The following is an 18389-nucleotide window of genomic DNA, read 5'->3' on the forward strand; positions in this document are numbered from 1 at the left end:
TTATAAATCTGAAATATCACGCGACTTGCCTTTGCGAGTCACTAATTGCATCTCTGTTTTAACCGTTTCTGGCCGCGGAATTTTCTCACTGATTTTTAATGCTAAATTATCGCGCGATTTACCCATTTTACAACGATAAGTCGGTAAACCTTCAATTCGCATCATAATGTGTTCAGGTAAATCTATCGGGATAATATCCCCAGCTTTAAACCCCATCACATCACGTAATGTCACTTCATGTTCAACAACATTGACATCAAAACCGACCTGCACGTCCATGATTTCATCACGTAATGCTTGCGACCAGCGCATATCAGTATCTTGTTTATCACTTTGAACACCGGCATCGAGTAATTCACGAATGGGCTCAATCATCGAATACGGCATGGTAATGTGGAAATCACCACCACCGCCATCAACTTCGATATGGAACGAATTAATCACGACCACTTCTGTCGGGCTGACAATATTCGCCATTGCAGGATTCACTTCAGAGTCGAGGTACTCAAACTCCACATCCATTACTGGTGCCCACGCTTCTTTATAATCTTCAAAAATAATTTTAAGCAACAACTGTACAATACGACGTTCTGTTGGTGTAAATTCACGGCCTTCGATTTTGGCATGAAAACGGCCATCACCACCAAAGAAATTGTCTACCAGAATAAACACTAAACGTGCTTCCATGGTGATTAATGCAGTGCCTTTAAGTGGACTGAAACGCACCATATTTAAACTGGTTGGCACAAATAAAGTATGTACATACTCGCCAAACTTCAGCATTTGTACGCCATTGATCGACACTTCGGCTGCGCGACGCATCATGTTAAACATACTGATGCGTAAATGCCGTGCAAATCGCTCATTTACGATTTCAAGCGTGGGCATACGGCCACGCACAATTCGATCTTGAGAAGAGAAATCATAAGAACGCGCATCAGCGCTGTCCTCTTCTATCTCATCATCATCAACATCATCAACACCATGCAAAAGCGCATCAATTTCATCTTGGCTTAATAAATCACTCACATCATCGCCTTAGCAGTTAATGCTTTTGGTTATTGCATTACAAAACCAGTAAACAGGACTTTTTCAACAACTTTCTTGCCTGTTATTGGTTGCAGCGTATTTTGAACATTGAGTAACGCTAACTGACGCAGCTCATCTTTACCGGCTTGGGTACTGAGTTTTTGTACGTCAGCTGCACTAAAAGTAGTTAGTAATGCATCTTCAATTAATGGAATATGTTTTTGTGTAAGCACACTATCATCTTCACCGCGCACCATTAATTGAACTTTTATTTCAACTAATCTAGCTCGATCGACACCTGGTAAATTAAATAGGAAAGGCCTAGGCATGCCAACGTAATCAGCTTGAGCATTATTGACCGGTGCAACAGCTTCTGTAGCGTCATCAGCGTTTACAGCAACAGGGGCTGGCTCATCCGTCCCCATGAAAAACCACAATCCGCCTCCAATCAGTAAAGCCAACACTAAACCAATACCACCAAAGATGAGCAGCTTATTACTTTTTTTACCGCCTTCAGCGGGTTCGTTTAATTCTAATTCTTGTTCAGGCATTCTGGTTCCTAATCAACATTGTGATTAATATTGAAACTTAGCTAAGTGGTCAGCTTTTATTGAAAAGTCATATTATTGCTATAGGTTACCTGCTTAAGCATAATAATCTATAGCTGAATGTAAACTCCTTGATGGATTTGTCATCAAGCTGACCTCTTGTGCTGAAATTTCGTCCAACTGACTGTCTCCCCCACCTTGATTAGATGATTGTTCATGCGGTTGTTCACTACCACCATCACCTTGGGACACTTGGCTGTCTGTCAGTTGCAATCCTTCTTGAGCCAGCATATCGCGTAATCGAGGCATAGCTTGTTCAACTATATCGCGGGTTTGCGACTGCGCTACATGAAACTGTACTTGAGTTTGATCGCCCTGAATTTGAATTTTAACCGTTAAATGTCCAAGTTCTGGTGGATCAAGACGAATTTCAGCTTGTTGAATACCATTACTGACCATGGTTATTAACTGCTGTTTCATTACAGGAGAAAAACGCTGGATCATCTCTTGCATCTGAGCTCCAGGCTCTCCCTGTGGTCTTAACGATAGCTGAAATTGTGGAACATCACTTTTATGGACCGAGGTAAAACTACTCTGATTTTGTAACGCCTTACTGTCAGTGTCACCAATGTCAGCCAGAGTATCTAATCCAAAACTAGTTTGATTTACAGCGGTTGAAGGATCACCGGAGGCGCGTTTTGCCGCTAAGGAATCTAGGACCACCGAAAAATCAGCTTTTGCTAGTACTTTGGCATTATCAGTGTCTAATTGGATGTTGCCATCAATACGAGTTTTGTCACCTAAAATGATCTCAGGGTCAATTGTCATCGCTGATGTAGCTGCAGTTAACGCTGCAGAACTGCTAACGCCAGAAGCAACAGTTTTATCGACTTTAGCGGTTGCTAAACTCTGGTTTGTCGCACTAACTTGGCCTTGAACAGCTACACTTGTGGCAACTGATTTATCAATTTGGCTCTGTTCTTCACTATTAAGCACACTATCAGGCGATTCATCACTGCTAGTCATAACCTGTGCTTGTAAATTGAAGTCACTAAGTAATTTGCTTAAATCTTGATTATCTAGAGCTTGTAAATCTTGTGCAGATAAATCAGCAAATGCCATTAAGTTGTCGAGTTCTTCTGGGCTAAGCTGAGAAAGAACATCTTTAATAGAAGAAACATCAGCTTCAAGCTCAAGAAGATCTACATCTACGGTATTGCTTTTAGGTTCTGTAGAAACTGCTACGTCAAAATAAACGTCGGATTTATCGACATGCGGCAATTCATTTCCGCCAGAGGAATGACGTTTATTAAATGAATCTGCCATATTAAGTTGAGCAAAAATCAATTCCGCATCAGCATTTTCTTCGGTAGACAACTCGTTTGCTAAGGCAACACTGGTTTTGTCCACTTCAGCATCCATTGACACCTGCGCTGTATTACCACTGCGCCGTATAACAAGATCGGATTCACTCGCCTGATTGAAAGCAGATAAGAATGATGTATTTTCAACATCTTGTACATTCCCCTTCGTACTCACATCGGCAGATTTACTGCTACTGCCAAGTAAGATATTGCTCATCTGCTGCATAATCTACTCCACTCAATCAAACAAGGTTAAGTTATTGGTCATCTAAAAAATTGCTCAGTATTCAAACCTTATGCGTCATATAACGGTTCATTTCGCTATATCAATAAGGTCATCATGAAAACCTTATAAATAGGAATTCACTGTCGCTTCGCTGACGATTTTCATTTCAATTATTGATAATAAGCAATTTAAATGCCAATACTCATTAACTGGTTAATTTTTCGGTGGATTAAATAAACAAAAAGAGTAATGAAAAAAGTTAACCGTAAAACGATATTAGGACTAGAGAGTCATTTGGCAGGTAGTGTTATTTAAGATTTCGGCGAAAATATTGCTGCATAGCAAATTCATCCGACATTTTTTGTTCGCGCTTAGCTTCTATCACCATCGCTTTAGTTGCTTTTTGGCTTAATAGCATCTCTACCGCTTTGCGTTTTTGTTGTTTTTCTTGCCAATGAATTTGACGATAACCGACTTGTTTTTCAGCATCTTTAACCGCGGCAACTTGCTGGGTAATAGCGCTATCGACTTGGCGAATAAATTGATGAAATTGATGGTATTGGTTAGCACGTAATGTAGTCCCTGTGTGCCCTTCCATCTGCTTCATATAATCTAAACGATAGTTGTTTAGCGCGTCCAACTGCCCCTGGCGTTTTTGTTTTTCAAATTGCGCAGACTTAAGCTGTAATGCCGCTTGGTCTTCTGCTGCGGTAGCTAACTTCAATACCGTTAATAGTGGGTCAGTTCGAGTCATTGATATTATCCCTGACACTGTGCGGCAATTTGAGTCAACATGACTCGGCTTTCTTCAAACGTCACCGGGTCTTTAAACCCCTGCCGCAAAAAGGCATTCATTGCAGGTTGTAGGCGTATGGCATTATCAATCCTAGGATCGCTGCCTTGTGAGTACGCCCCAATTGAAATCAGATCGCGATTTTGCTGATACAGCGAATACATCTGTTTAACTTTACGCATCGCTTCTAAATGTTCTTCACTTATCACCATTGGCGCGACACGGCTAATCGATGCTTCTACATCAATAGCGGGATAATGGCCCGAATCAGCAAGCTGACGAGATAATACAATATGACCATCTAAAATTGCTCGAGAAGCATCGGCGATAGGATCTTGTTGGTCGTCACCTTCGGTTAATACCGTATAAAAAGCGGTAATTGAACCTTGTCCGGCACCGCCATTACCCGCTCGCTCGACCAGACGCGGTAACTTAGCGAATACTGAAGGTGGATAGCCTTTGGTTGCAGGTGGCTCACCGACAGCAAGAGCGACTTCTCGTTGTGCTTGTGCGTAACGCGTTAAACTGTCCATCAGCAATAGTACATCGTAACCTAAATCTCTAAAATACTCGGCGATACGCGTGGAAGTTTCACAGGCTCGTAAGCGCATTAACGGAGAAGTATCCGCTGGTGCCGCCACAACGACTGAGCGCGCACGACCTTCTTTACCTAAAATTTCTTCAATAAACTCTTTAACTTCACGACCACGCTCGCCCACTAACCCCACCACAATAATGTCGGCTTTCGATCCTCGAGTCATCATGCCAAGCAGCACACTTTTACCCACACCAGAACCGGCAAACAAGCCCATTCGCTGCCCTTTACCAACCGTTAACATCGAGTTGATGGCACGAACGCCGACATCTAACGGTTCAGTAATCGCTCGTCGAGATAATGGATTAATATAAGGACCATGACGCGATGCATGTTGATCTGTATTAAGCGGGCCTAAACCATCTAACGGCACGCCGCTACCGTCTAATACTCTGCCTAATAATGACAAGCCTACATTTAATCCTGATTGTTCACCTAAAGGCTTTACACGGGCACCTGGTAAAACGCCTCTGAGCTCTTCAATAGGCATTAAATACAGTAATTTGTCATCAAAGCCGACAACCTCAGCAACCAACTCGCCAACCATGGTTTCAATAGAGCATAAACTACCAACAGGCGCGCGGCATCCAGTCGCTTCAAGCGTTAAACCAACTACCCTAACTAACTGGCCGCTTGCAACTGGTCGCAGCGGTAAAACGTGTTTATGATGTACCGCGAATTTGTTCAGTAGTTTATGTTGACGAGTGCTCATCGGTATTTCCTTGAGATAGGTCTTTCGTCTGTTGCTGAGCGTCTGCGACTTTACCAGCTGTTGAGGTATCGGCTTGTGCATTTGAATTAAGAGGCGCATTTGTATTGAACGTCGTGCTTGTATCGAGAGTTACAGTAGCATCAGAATCAACAACATCAGAGTCTTCAGCATCGATTGACGCTGCCGAAGAAGTATCAACGTGTTGCTCTAATGTTTCAGTAACGGTATCAGCGCCCATCTCTGCGCCAGACTCTTCAACATCACCTTGGCCAATCTCGTCCCTATCGGTGTTTTCTGTATTATCGGTTCTACCAGCAAGTTCAGCTGCTTGCTGATGTTCACTAAAATTATCGACTGCTGTGGTTTGATATTGTGGATGAGTTGATTTTTGCTGCTGGACATTTTTTGCTAACTGATTCGATTGAGCGTCTAACTCACTAAACACTTGGTTAATACGCTGTTCTACACGTAAATCGACAGCAGAACGAACGCTTTCAATCATACAGTCACCATTAGATAACGTCGGATCGATATCGATTTGCCACTGATTTTTTTGCAGTTGCTCGGCACTGTAACATTGGTTTACGAGTTCAGCATCAGCCTGATTAAAGCGTAGTTTAACCAACTGTTCTTTTAATGGAAGTGCGTCAACGCCTTGGCGTAGCGCCGATAATATATGTTCTGGGTGAGTCTTAAGCTCATGGCCGATAACCGATTTGGCTAAACTGATTGTCATGGCCAACAATTCCGCTTCAATTTCATTATCTAAAATGGATAATGGCAACTCGAATTGGGAAATAATGTGGTTAAGTTGTGCTATAAGCTCATTGGCTTTAATTTGCCCAGCTTCTAATCCTTGTTGCTCGCCTTGAGTAAAACCTTGTTGATGACCTTGCTCCAGTCCTTCTAAACGCCCTTGCTCTAATCCTTGTTGATGACCGTCTTGCTTACCCTGTTCAAACCCTTCTTGCTCAGCTGCAGCACGAATCTCTTCAATTTGCGCCATCGTCGGTGGCGCCATAGACTTCTCAGCCCCAGTAACAGGACTAGGTGTGTGAGCTTCAGCGAAATGACCAAAAAAGTTTGAAGGTTCTAGACTGCTATCTTTGGTAATATCAGGTAGCTGCCAATGACTAAATTCAGCCTCGCTATCGGTAGTGAGTGCATCTTTAGGCGGTTTTGATTCAGGCATAATTCATCACTTGTGTTGTTAAAAACATTGGCTCAAAACAAAAATATTAACAGTAGTACACAATATTAAGAGTACTACTAACAACCTAATAATACAGATAGCTGACAGATATCCAAATAGAAATACCCGCCAGTACTGTCACACTAATGAATATGCGCATGGTTACAAGAACTCGTCACCACCGCCGCCGCCTAGCATAATCTCACCACTGTCACTGAGTCGACGGGCAATAGACAGAATTTCTTTTTGTGCCACTTCAACTTCACTAATACGGATAGGTCCCATGGCTTCTAAGTCGTCACGGAGCAATTCAGCTGCACGTTTAGACATATTACCCAGAATTTTCTCTTTCAACGCTTCGTCCGCACCTTTGAGTGCTTTCATCAGCACATCTTGCTGTACTTCTCGTAACAATGCCTGAATACCGCGGTCGTCAACGTCAATGAGGTTTTCAAACACAAACATCATGTCTTGTATTTGCTGCGCCATTTCTTCATCTGACTCACGCATGGTTTCCATGATTTGACTCTCAACACCGGTATCGAGATAGTTCATGATATTAGCAGCCGCTTTTAGGCCACCCATTTTAGCCGCTTGCGCACCGCCTTGACCCGCAAATTGTTTTTCCATAATGTCGTTTAATTCTTGCAATGCCGCAGGCTGAACTTCTTCAAGATTGGCAATACGCATCATCAAATCTAAACGGGTATTTTCAGGGAACTGACTAAAAATCTCAGCAGCTTGATCGGGTTCTAAATACGATAATACAATTGTTTGAATCTGCGGATGTTCATTTTGAATAATGGTGGCCACTTGACGTGCATCCATCCATTTTAATGAATCCAGACCTTTAGCTCCGCTGCCCATGATAATTTGTTCAATTAAATTACCGGCTTTATCTTCACCCAGTGCTGCAGTTAACGCTTTACGGACGAATTCTTCACTGTTAAAACCAATAGAAGAAAACTTTTGAATATCGTCTAAAAATAATTGGTGAACGCCAATGACCTTTTCTTGACCAAAGTCATCCATTGCTGCCATCGCCATACCCACTTTTTGCACTTGCTTAGGCTCTAAGTGTTTTAAAATTGACGCCGCATCTGCTTCACTCAAGCTGAGCAGTAAAATAGCCGTTTTTTCAACACCAGTAATTAACTCGGGGTCAAATGCTGTTGATTTCTCTGCTTTAGCTGCTTTATCTTTTTTTTCATTAGCCATTGTCTTGTAACCAGTTTTTAATCACTTGAGTGGAAAGTTCAGGCTCATTTGCCACTAACGCTCTAATTGCTTTAATCATATCATCATCTTTATGCAAATTAGGTATTTGAATTGACCCATCATCGGCATAACTGTATTCCGCCTCTTTGGTATTAAGCATACCTAAGGTATCTGCTGCATACTGATCTTCAATTTCAGCTAACTCATGTCCTGGACGAATATCGTCAGGCATGTTGATGCCATTAGGATTGGTTAGCTTCTTAAGCATAGGTCGCACTACGGCGAGAATGAGCACTAAAATAACAATTGCACCTAATGCCAATTTAATCGCGCGCCAGAACCAAGGCTGCTCCCACATATCTGGCTCAGGTAGCACTTCAATTAACTGGTCCATAAACGGCACCGTTACCACTTCTAACGCATCACCACGCTGGGTACTAAAACCTACCGCGCCTTCTAATAAGCGGCGAATATTAGTTAATTCTTGTTCTGTTCTCGGCACGCGAGTGACTTGGCCGTTCTCATCAACTTGGCCAGGTTTAAAATTAATCGCAACAGACACACTAACACGACGAACCACCCCAATTTGTTGACGGGTATGGCTAATGGTAGTGTCTAATTCATAATTACGCGTAGCTTCTTTTGATGAGTCACCAGACATGGTTGAGGTTGTTGCTTCACCTGCCACTTGCGGAATATCAGATTCCATCGGTGGTTGATTACTTAGCGCACCAGGAATACCGCCAGAGTTTTGACCTGACGAATTTCTCTCAATGATCATTTCACTGCGAATCGCCGGTAAATCAGGAGAGAAACGCTTCGCGGTTTGCTCTACTGCGGTAAAGTTCATATTCACATCGACTTGAGAAGTAAAATTCTCAGGTCCTAAAATTGGCATTAAGATTGATTCGATTTTTTTACGGTATTCAGCCTCTTGCTGTTGTACTAGCTCTTGCTCGCGACGTGCTCTAGAAGACGCGCCATCTTGACTACCGGAATTGAGTAAGCGCCCATTTGAATCGGTTACCGTCACACGAGTAGGTTCAAGCCCTTGAACAGCAGAGCCTACGATATCAACAATGGCATCAATCTCTTCCTGGCCCAAACCACCACGACGTACATTAACGACCACTGTGGCACTGGGTTTAGATGCATTACGGGCAAAAACATTTTCTTTTGGTAATGCTAATATCACTTTCGCACGACTAATGCTTTTTAACTCTTCAATGGCTCTGGCTAGGTTTTGTTCTTGGCTTTGTTTTAAGCGTGCTTGTTCCATACGCTGACTGACACCAAAACCACTATCTTGGTTTAAGTAATCATTTGCTTGAGTACTACTTTGAATACCGGCACGGCTGAGCAGTAATTTAACTTCTTGATACTTATCTTCAGGCACTTTAACCACATCGACGTTAATTTGATAATCGATTTGGTTTTTATCAAGCACGTCTAAGACGAGGATCATCTCAGCGGTTTCCATTTTACCAAGTGGGCGATAATCAGGCTCTTGAGCCCACATCATCACAAAAACAGCCATAGCAAGGCATATTGCTAATGCCAGAATCATGATGACTTGACGCATCATATCTGCACCACCAACGCCACCAAGAAGTCCAGATTTGTTCTCTTGTTGGACACCGCCATCGGCTGTTGAACCCGAACCTACCATAATGTCTGTGCTCACAATACGTACCTGCTATATCTAATGTTGTTATGTTATTTAGTGCTCAAAACCGTCGGCGACTAAACAGGCATACTCATAATTTCTTTATAAGCATCGACGAGCTTATTACGTACTTGCACCGTTGCTTCAAAGGCTACGCCGGCTTTCTCACGCGCAATAACGGTATCAGACAACGTCACCGTGGTGTCGCCCATGTCTAAACGAGTCGCTAAACTTGATGATGCTTGTTGCAGCTCATTAACGCTACCCACCGCTTGAGACAGTAACTGACTGAAATCAGCACCCGTGGTGTTATTCACTTGCTGGGTAAGGTTGGGACGAATTGATGAACCAATAGAAGGGGCTATTTCGCCGCGAAGCGATTGCATTTCTTGCATTAATGGATTTGCGCTAATCTGCATGGTGTAACTCCCTTTCGTCGACTTTTTGACGACAACAATAACTGATAAGGAGTTAAAGCAATTTAGATGCCAGTATTACAATTAGTAAAAGATTCGTCGATAAAAGAGGGAGAGAACACAAGCACAAGCAAAAGTAACCTCTCCATTAAATGCAACAGGTTACTTTTTTAATAATGTGAGTTAACAATAAAAAAATAGACTTGATTAGGCTATTAAATCATAACGTAAACTAACGAATTGCTGACAACATTTGCGTTAAGCAGGTAATTGAATACCCATATCACGCATTTTGGCCATTTTATAACGTAGCGTACGGGCGCTTATACCAAGCTTTTCAGCGACCATTTTTCGACTGCCCTGACATTGATTTAGAGTTTCTAAAATAATGACATGTTCCTGGGCTTTTAGTTCGTCACCTAAACCGTCAACTTCGGCTGGCTTATCCGCATCAACACATTCAGTTGAAACTAACTTCACATCGGCACAATCTAAAATAATGTCATTGACACCAATATCATCATTAACCCGTAATATCAGCGCTCGTTGAATAACATTATCTAACTCGCGCACGTTACCCGGCCAACGATGAGTTAATAAACGCCGAGTGGCAGCATCATCAAGCTTAGGCACAGAAGCCATATTAAATGCTTTAGCATGTTTAATCAGCAAATGGCGCGCTAGCGGTAATATATCTGCAGGACGCTGATGCAGCGCTGGCCACGTTAACGGAAACACATTAATTCGGTAGTATAAATCTTCCCTAAACTCACCTGATGTTGCCATCGCTTTTAAATCTCTGTTTGAGGTTGCCAACACTCGAACATCAAGTTTAATGGTTTTACGGCCACCTAAACGCTCTACTTCGCGCTCTTGTAATACTCTGAGCAATTTAGCTTGTAAGCCAAGTTCCATCTCAGATATTTCATCAAGTAATATAGTGCCGCCTTGAGCCTGTTCAAACTTGCCTGGACATGCTTGATAAGCGCCCGTAAATGCACCCTTTTCGTAACCAAATAAAGTGGCCTCTAACATGTTTTCTGGTATTGCTGCGCAGTTAATCGCAATAAACGGCTGATCATGGCGTTGGCTATGTTGATGAATATAGCGCGCTAACACTTCTTTACCTGAGCCACTTGGACCCATAATCATTACCGATGCATCAGATACTGCTACCCGTTGAGCCAACGACAACAGCGCTAAACTTTTCTCATCTGCTACCACGGGTTTATCATGATTTTGTTTTAAAGGTAAATAGCGTGACACCTGATTCAATAACACTTCAGGCGCAAACGGTTTAGCCAAATAATCCACCGCGCCTAATTTCATCGCACTCACGGCACTGTTAATAGTGGCATAAGCGGTCATTAACAATACTGGCAATTTAGGTTGGTTTTGTTGTAAATAGCTTAACAAGCCCATGCCACCAATACCGTCCATTTGCACATCACTAATCACCAAATCAAATTGGTTGGCTTTTAGGGCCAAAATAGCCTCTTCAGCGCTACCTACATCAATACAGTCATAGTGGGCAAGCATGAGGGTATCAAGCAATGCCTCACGTAAATCAGCATCATCTTCAACTAATAGAATATTTGCTTCAGCCACGCTTCACCTCCTGATGACTTGCTTTGTTCATGTGTGGAAAGCTCAATCTAATATGGCAACCCATACCCGGCTTACACGACAATTGAATTTGTCCACCATGGTTACGCACTACCGACTGCACAACCGCTAAACCTAACCCTGTACCCTGGCTTTTAGTGGTAAAAAAGGGTTCAAGGATTTGTTGTTGCATTGACGGCTCGAGCCCTTTGCCATTGTCGATGACATCTAACAATAGCCCATCAGGTGTCTCGCTGGCACTGACCTTTATTTTTGTGGCGCCCGCTTCAATACTATTCATCACTAGATTATTCACCGCAGAACTGAGAGCATTCGCATTGGCAAGCATCAATGAATGTGAAGTATCTTCCACAACAAGCTGGCAATGTTTTTTATCTGCAATCGGTTCGCAACTGGCCATTACTTGGCTAATGATTTCATCCATTGAGACTGATTCAGCCATCCCATCTTGACGTCCCCTTGCCATTAGTAACATGTCATTAACTTGACGTTCTAGCTCATTAAGCCGGTCAACCAATTTAGATTGAAATTTAGACCGGGCAGAATCAGATAATTTAGGGCTAGCAAGATTAGAGGCATACAGCAAAGCTGCCGACAATGGGGTGCGCACCTGATGTGCTAATGTCGCCACCATTTTGCCTAATGCCGATAAGCGTTGCAAATGAGACAGGTTTTTCTGCAACAAACGGGTTTCAGTGAGATCGGTTAACACAATCAACTGCCCAGGTTCAGGCGCTAATGGTGTAATAGCCAATTTTACTCGTCGACCATTTTTAAGCGACACTTCATGGCCGTCATCATCTTGTGGGGCAAACGCGCGATGAATAATATCAAACCAACGAGCCCCCTGCAGAGGTCGTCCTAATAGTTCGGTTGCAACTGGATTGGCTAACGTAACCACACCGTCACCATCAAGGATCACCACACCAGATGGCATGGCTTGAAGAATATGCGCCATTTGATTTGACATATTGGCGGCCTTACTAGAATAAGCACTGATAACCGGATTGGCAGAATTAGTAGCTAAGTTAGTGGCAGAATTAGTGACTGAGTTAGTGACTAAGCTGCTAGCAAAGCTGGCAGCAAAGTTCACATTACGCTGCTGAACTGAATTAATCCCAATAGCTGGCGATTCCGCCTCTGTATCAGTTGTGGTGATAGACGAAGCTGACGCAGGTAACTCATAGTCTGAATGATCTGTATGTGTTAACGCTCGTGCTAAATACATGGTCGCTCCGTCAAAAAAATAACATTTGACTAGCTGAATGCATTTACTGTGCCAAGCAATTTCTTATAGTAATAGAAGCATCGGCAGACCGTGTTTTAAGCCAATGATAAAGCAACATCCTTATGAGTTTAGTTCATTGGCCTTACCACATTTAGCAAAACCAATATTTCGGCCAGCATGCAATAAAACGACTTAATAACACTCCTTAATAACACTCCTTAATAACACTCCTTAATGACACTACTTAATAAAACTACTTAATCGCAATACTATCTAACGGTAACAATATATTACTTCTCAAGTTAAAAAACATTTGCTGTGCCAAGCTATTATCTGAAGCACTAGAAACATGAGATCATTAATTTTTCAGTTACTGATAAAACGAAAAAACACACCTGAGGGTGTGTTTTTATAAAATCCAAAATTCAGATAATGGTCTAGTCTTTACTCAAACCATATTTACGCATTTTTTCGACTAATGTTGTACGACGAATACCCAACATTTCAGCGGCTCTTGCTACAACACTGTCTTGCTGCTCAAGTGCTTGACGGATCATGTCAATTTCTAATTCAGCTAGTAAATCTTTTAAATTAACCCCTTCTGGCGGCAATTCACTAGGGAAACGCGTTTCAGGTATTTCTACAGGCTCTTCATCACTGAATATTGAAGCTAAAGCATCGCGCTCTAATTGTTCTTCACTGATTTCAACGCAATATTCAGGTACCTCTATATAACGGTACTTATGCGGTAAATCATTAACGTCGACTAATCCACCAGGGAATAAGATGGTTAAACGCTCGACCAAGTTTGATAACTCACGCACATTACCAGACCAAGGGTGTTCTTTTAACGATTCAATCGCGCGTTGAGTGAAACGAACCTTACCGCGGCCTTCATTAAACACTCGGCTAACTAATTCGTGCAACAGTAGCGGCACATCGTCACGACGCTCACTTAAACCTGGCATCTCAATTGGGAACACATTGAGTCGATAATATAAATCTTCACGAAATGTGTTATCCACAATCATGGTTTCAAGGTCACGATGCGTTGCGGCAACAATACGCACATCGGTAGCAATTGTTTTGCTGCCACCGACACGTTCAAATACCTTTTCTTGCAACACACGTAACAACTTAACTTGCATTTGCAGCGGCATATCGCCAATTTCATCTAAAAATAGCGTGCCACCTTCTGCCAATTCAAAACGGCCTTTACGAGATGATATCGCCCCAGTGAAAGAGCCTTTTTCATGGCCAAACAATTCACTTTCAAGTAATTCAGCAGGAATCGCACCACAATTGACCGGAATAAACGGTCCATCACGTCGTTCAGATAAATAATGAATATTACGCGCTACCACTTCTTTACCGGTACCCGATTGACCCAATACTAATACTGTCGCATCAGAACTTGAAACTTGGTTAATCAAATGGCGGACTTTAGCAATACCTTCACTACGTCCAACTAAACTACGGAATAGCTTGGTTTGGTTGCCACTGGTTAAAGTGTGTTCTCGCTTGGCTTGGCCAAAAACTTGGCAAAAATGCAGCAGCTCTGTCAATTGCGGGTAATTTATCGGCTCTTCAATTGTGCCGAGCATATTGGATAAATTGATATCGGTATCGCCTAATAACAACATCGGTTGCCAAGGCACTATAGCGGCTATGTTTTTGATACTCTCGACGCTAATGTTTTCATCAACAATGACAACAGCGCGATACCGAGATTGCTCGATCAGGGCTAGAAAAGATTCATTAGAGACAATTTCGCACTGCTCGCCTAGGAATTCGAAAATGCAGCACAAACGAGTCACGCGCTCTGATGGGGTACCGACAATTAAAATTCTTTGTTCTATTTGCATCATTCAGAAGGCCAAAAGCTCTTGTTATAGGTATTGATTCGGGATGATTATGCCGCATATCGCCACATAAACCAAAGTACATTGCCGTCATTAAAACTGACAACACTGACATTATTCTAGCATTATTCCTAAAACAGGATCGTTAATCAGCTAAATACAGTGAAGAAAAACGAACTCAATGGTAAATAACCTCAGCTAGGGATAATAAATGGTTATCAAACAGCCCTTTGTCTCGCTAACTGTGTTGCATTGACTTGCAATAGGCTAGCTATTGGCGCAGCTAGTAATAAGAGACTGCGCCTTGTTAGCAAAACAAATGACAAGTTTGATATGAAATAGGCCGCATGTTGTCATTTTGCCTTACATAACCCACATCTTAACCCGAGTTGAGGTTAAATATTGTATTATCAGCCCACTATAAGCAAGCATCAGTTACATTTTATCTACAACAGATAGCATTTTATGTTAAAAATGATGATTTTTCATTCAAAAAATCTAATGGAGCAAGTTTTGTTTTGGTGGTGAGGTTAGTTATCGACTCGCTAGAAACACTCTCTCACGGCAACAAATAGATGATGTTCTTGAATTAAATACTAAGCCAGACAGCAAAAAAGACGCTAGGCGTCTTTTTTAGGTTAAATACAGTATGCGGTAACGATTAACTAGGCTCAGAGGTTAACTCGTGCATATCTTGTGGGATGGTATCCCAACCTTCTTTAATGGTTCTGAGTAACGCAGAAACCTCTTCGAGCATCTCTATATCATTCGCTACATTAGCCTCAGATAATCGTCTCAACATGTATTCGTAAAGCGAATCTAAATTAGCAGAAACATCAGCACCAGCATCCATGTTTAGGCTACCGCTCAACCCAGCAATAATACTAACGGCTTTACCGATATTCTCGCCTTTTTGAGCAGGATTTTTCTGTTGAATAGCGTATTTTGCTTGGGCTATACGTTGCAATGCGCCTTCAAACATCATTTGTATAATGCGATGCGGCGAAGCCACCGCTATTTCACTTTCTAACGATACTTTTCGATATGACTGTAGTGAGCTTCTCATAAATACCTACCTATCTGAATCAATACTCTTATAAACATTAACTTGGCGTTGGTTTTTCTTGCCTAGATGTATCTCAGAATGCAAACTGTTTAACACTAGCTTTGCTTTCACTTCAAGGCTTAATGTCAACTCCAATTGACGCTCCAAATAATCTCTTTGCACAAACGAATCATCCGCAATCAAAACATTCAATAACTTTTGACGCTTAGTAACCAACTCTTGCAAATTCAATACCAACTCATCAAACTCTTCGATGTCATTTTTGTTTTTTAAACGGTTTAGTACTGCCTTACATTGTTCGCCAGTAGCATCCAAATCATCAATTAGCGCTTGCTGTTCTGTTGTGGACATTTAATTTTCAACTCACTGTCATCTTTTAAACAAATTGATTAAACAGATTTACCAAAAGATTGTTTAAACGGTTAATTAACCATTCAATTAATTATTTTGACTCACAAGCCCAGGAAGCGAATCGAGTCGTGATTGTAAATCGGAACTCTGGGTACTTAACTGACCGACAATCAAATCCATATAGTTATACTGTTTAAACAAGCGCGCTTCAAATGCCGCCATTTTTCGCGCAAACACTTCTCGTTGATCACTTAAACGCTCTAAGTTACCGTCTAGGGAGCTATCACGGCTATCAATAATAGAACCGGTGCCAACATATGAATCAAGATAGCCGTCTAATTTTGCAGCCACACCAGTATCTTCTGCAGTAAACATTTCTTTAATGCCAGTAACATTGTTTTTTAATGCAGCGGTTAAAATATCGTCATCTATCTCTAAAGTGCCGCTACGTGTGGTGGTAATGCCGATAGAGGCAAGCGACAAATTACCATCAGATGTTGAGAATGCAGATGAAATAACACCGCGTAATTGGCTCTGAATCCCTCGAGGTAACGAATCCCCTTGCAAAACAGCCGCTGTTTCGGTCGCAGCATTGTAACTGGTTAAACCAGTTATTGTTTTCGACACTGCATTAAACGCTTCAACAAACGATTTTATGCCACTTTTTATTGAGTTAGTATTTTGGGCAACGGTCAATGTGGTTGGCTTGTCGATATCGGCGTCTTTAAGGTTAAGGATCACACCATCAATGGCGCCTTCTACGGTATTACTGCTTGAAGTAAGCTTTAAACCGTCGATATATATAATTGAATCTTTCGCCGGCTGTAATTCAGTCATCGCAAAGGTATCTGCCAACACAGTCCCAGAGCCAGTATCTGTTGCTGAAACAATTACATTGTTTGCAGTACCTGTTTTGTTGGAGGTTAATACTAGTTTTGCACCATCATCACTGTTGACTATGGTGGCGGTAATACCTACATTATTTTCATCAGCATTTATTTTTGCTACTAGTGTTTGTAAAGTATCTTCAGCGGTGACTGCAACATCAAAGCTATTGCCATCGACGGCAAAATTTAACGAGCCTTCATCTAAGGCTGCAGTCACATCACTCACAGCCGCAGAGCCAACTTTTTGACTAACGGCTAGTTGCTCAACGGCAACATTATAACTGCCAGACACCGCATTATTACTTACTGTAGCACTTAGGTAAGTACTCTTTGATAGTGACACACTCTGACTATCGAAAGAATCTGTTTTAGAGAGAAAACTCAAACTGCTTTTAAATTCAGATAACGAGCTTTTTAAAGAGCCCAACGCTGATATTTCAGCGTTTATCGCGCCCTCTTTAGTGTTAAATTGCGCAACCTTAGGAGCCTGCTCTGAGGTAACTAAAGCAGATACAATACCGTTAATGTCTAGTCCTGATCCTAGCCCAACCGATGTTAATCCCATATTTACCTCAACTTATCTCTTAAAAGTATCATTATCTTTTTTTAAAAATTCAACAGAAGGCTAATTAGGCTTCCGTTCTCATCAACAGCCCTTTTACATCAAGCAATTTTTGAGCCAGCTCTAACGCTTCATCATTGGGGATTTGACGTATAAGCTCACCGGTATCGATGTCCATTACTTTTACAATAGCGGAGCCAGAATCATCATCAACCGAAAATGCCAAACCTTTATTCATTATCGACATGACCTCTGACAACTGTTCAACCACCACCGCTAATGCTTCAGCTTGGGATTGCTCTTTTTTAGTCTCGGCTGCTTGTTCTGTTTCAGTTATCGCCTTAGTCAACGACACTTTATCAGCCTCTGGCACATAAGCGCTTTTTTCAGTAGCTAAATGCTGGGCAATATTTTTATCTGATGTTACATCATGTCTATTTGTTACTGGTGGGTTTACGGGCGAGCTTGCAATACCCAGTGAATTATTATCCATGACATCCTCTCTAATCAGTGTAATCCCTTTAACGGCTTTCCACGTTGGGATTGTGTATCAACAACGTCACATCAACCCAGTAAACAGTCAACTCGTTAAAGATAACCAGACTCAATAACATGCTTAATCGCCATGCTTATCCATGCATATATAATCTATATGCGTATGAAACAAAAAGGAAGATTCAACCGTGAATCTTCCTTTTTTATTTTGACGTTATATTACTGATTCACTCAGTGATTCACTATCAACCTACTATGTGCTAATGGTAGCCCTATTACAGTAGTGACAATGCAACCTGTGGTAACTGATTCGCTTGCGCCAACATTGCAGATGAAGCCTGTGACAGAATCTGCTGCTTACTCAGCGTTGCACTCTCTGCAGCAAAGTCAACATCTTGAATTCGACTGCGTGCATCTGAGACGTTATTTTGGATATTACTTAAATTACTAATAGTGAAATCTAAACGGTTTTGAGTCGCACCCAAATCAGCTCGATTACTATCAATCATCGCAATAGCACCGTCAATAATATCGATTGCCAATTGCGAACCCG

The 18389-nt window shown here is 41.8% G+C and carries 17 protein-coding genes; all 17 read right to left on the reverse strand.

Annotated features, from left to right (window positions below; all coding sequences use genetic code 11):
• Positions 1–1029, reverse strand: a complete 1029-nt coding sequence (gene fliM, locus AAEY99_RS16995; protein ID WP_011636663.1) for a flagellar motor switch protein FliM — start codon at positions 1027–1029, stop codon at positions 1–3.
• A 29-nt stretch (positions 1030–1058) separates the two neighbouring features.
• Positions 1059–1580: a flagellar basal body-associated protein FliL gene (gene fliL / locus AAEY99_RS17000; protein ID WP_351011322.1), complete on the reverse strand. Its 522-nt coding sequence runs from the start codon at positions 1578–1580 to the stop codon at positions 1059–1061.
• Positions 1581–1673: 93 nt separating this feature from the next.
• Entirely contained in the window at positions 1674–3167 is a 1494-nt protein-coding gene (locus tag AAEY99_RS17005) for a flagellar hook-length control protein FliK (RefSeq protein ID WP_351011324.1), read from the reverse strand.
• Between the two features lie 307 nt (positions 3168–3474).
• Complete coding sequence (gene fliJ, locus AAEY99_RS17010) at positions 3475–3921, reverse strand: flagellar export protein FliJ (RefSeq protein ID WP_011636660.1); 447 nt, start codon at positions 3919–3921, stop codon at positions 3475–3477.
• 5 nt (positions 3922–3926) lie between these two features.
• A complete protein-coding gene (gene fliI, locus AAEY99_RS17015) occupies positions 3927–5267 on the reverse strand; it encodes a flagellar protein export ATPase FliI (RefSeq protein WP_101085390.1) in 1341 nt (446 codons plus the stop codon).
• Positions 5248–6459, reverse strand: coding sequence for a flagellar assembly protein FliH (gene fliH, locus AAEY99_RS17020; protein ID WP_351011327.1), 1212 nt, complete (start codon positions 6457–6459; stop codon positions 5248–5250). Before fliH ends, fliI begins: the two co-directional genes overlap by 20 nt.
• Before the next feature lie 162 nt (positions 6460–6621).
• Positions 6622–7677, reverse strand: a complete 1056-nt coding sequence (fliG, locus tag AAEY99_RS17025; protein WP_101085394.1) for a flagellar motor switch protein FliG — start codon at positions 7675–7677, stop codon at positions 6622–6624.
• Positions 7670–9349, reverse strand: a complete 1680-nt coding sequence (gene fliF, locus AAEY99_RS17030; protein WP_162024302.1) for a flagellar basal-body MS-ring/collar protein FliF — start codon at positions 9347–9349, stop codon at positions 7670–7672. Before fliF ends, fliG begins: the two co-directional genes overlap by 8 nt.
• 71 nt (positions 9350–9420) lie before the next feature.
• A complete protein-coding gene (gene fliE, locus AAEY99_RS17035) occupies positions 9421–9762 on the reverse strand; it encodes a flagellar hook-basal body complex protein FliE (protein WP_101085397.1) in 342 nt (113 codons plus the stop codon).
• A 255-nt stretch (positions 9763–10017) separates the two neighbouring features.
• Positions 10018–11367 (reverse strand): sigma-54-dependent transcriptional regulator, encoded by a 1350-nt coding sequence (locus AAEY99_RS17040; protein WP_351011329.1) that lies wholly within the window; start codon positions 11365–11367, stop codon positions 10018–10020.
• Positions 11360–12355: a sensor histidine kinase gene (locus AAEY99_RS17045; RefSeq protein WP_392342401.1), complete on the reverse strand. Its 996-nt coding sequence runs from the start codon at positions 12353–12355 to the stop codon at positions 11360–11362. The genes AAEY99_RS17040 and AAEY99_RS17045 overlap by 8 nt, the downstream gene beginning before the upstream one ends.
• A gap of 695 nt (positions 12356–13050) precedes the next feature.
• Complete coding sequence (locus AAEY99_RS17050) at positions 13051–14481, reverse strand: sigma-54 dependent transcriptional regulator (protein WP_162022657.1); 1431 nt, start codon at positions 14479–14481, stop codon at positions 13051–13053.
• A 655-nt stretch (positions 14482–15136) separates the two neighbouring features.
• Positions 15137–15541: a flagellar export chaperone FliS gene (fliS, locus tag AAEY99_RS17055; protein WP_351011333.1), complete on the reverse strand. Its 405-nt coding sequence runs from the start codon at positions 15539–15541 to the stop codon at positions 15137–15139.
• Between the two features lie 6 nt (positions 15542–15547).
• On the reverse strand, positions 15548–15892 hold the full coding sequence (locus tag AAEY99_RS17060) for a flagella biosynthesis chaperone for FliD, FliT (RefSeq protein WP_351011335.1): 345 nt from the start codon (positions 15890–15892) through the stop codon (positions 15548–15550).
• Between the two features lie 87 nt (positions 15893–15979).
• Positions 15980–17344, reverse strand: coding sequence for a flagellar filament capping protein FliD (gene fliD, locus AAEY99_RS17065; RefSeq protein WP_351011337.1), 1365 nt, complete (start codon positions 17342–17344; stop codon positions 15980–15982).
• 64 nt (positions 17345–17408) lie between these two features.
• Positions 17409–17834 carry a flagellar protein FlaG gene (locus tag AAEY99_RS17070; RefSeq protein WP_351011339.1) on the reverse strand — a complete coding sequence of 142 codons (426 nt, stop codon included), beginning with the start codon at positions 17832–17834 and terminating at the stop codon, positions 17409–17411.
• Between the two features lie 277 nt (positions 17835–18111).
• A partial coding sequence (locus AAEY99_RS17075) for a flagellin (RefSeq protein WP_351011341.1) occupies positions 18112–18389 on the reverse strand: 278 nt, incomplete at its 5' end.

Origin of the sequence: Shewanella sp. S1-58-MNA-CIBAN-0166 (assembly GCF_040310085.1) — a bacterium.
In the GTDB taxonomy this organism is placed as follows: domain Bacteria; phylum Pseudomonadota; class Gammaproteobacteria; order Enterobacterales; family Shewanellaceae; genus Shewanella.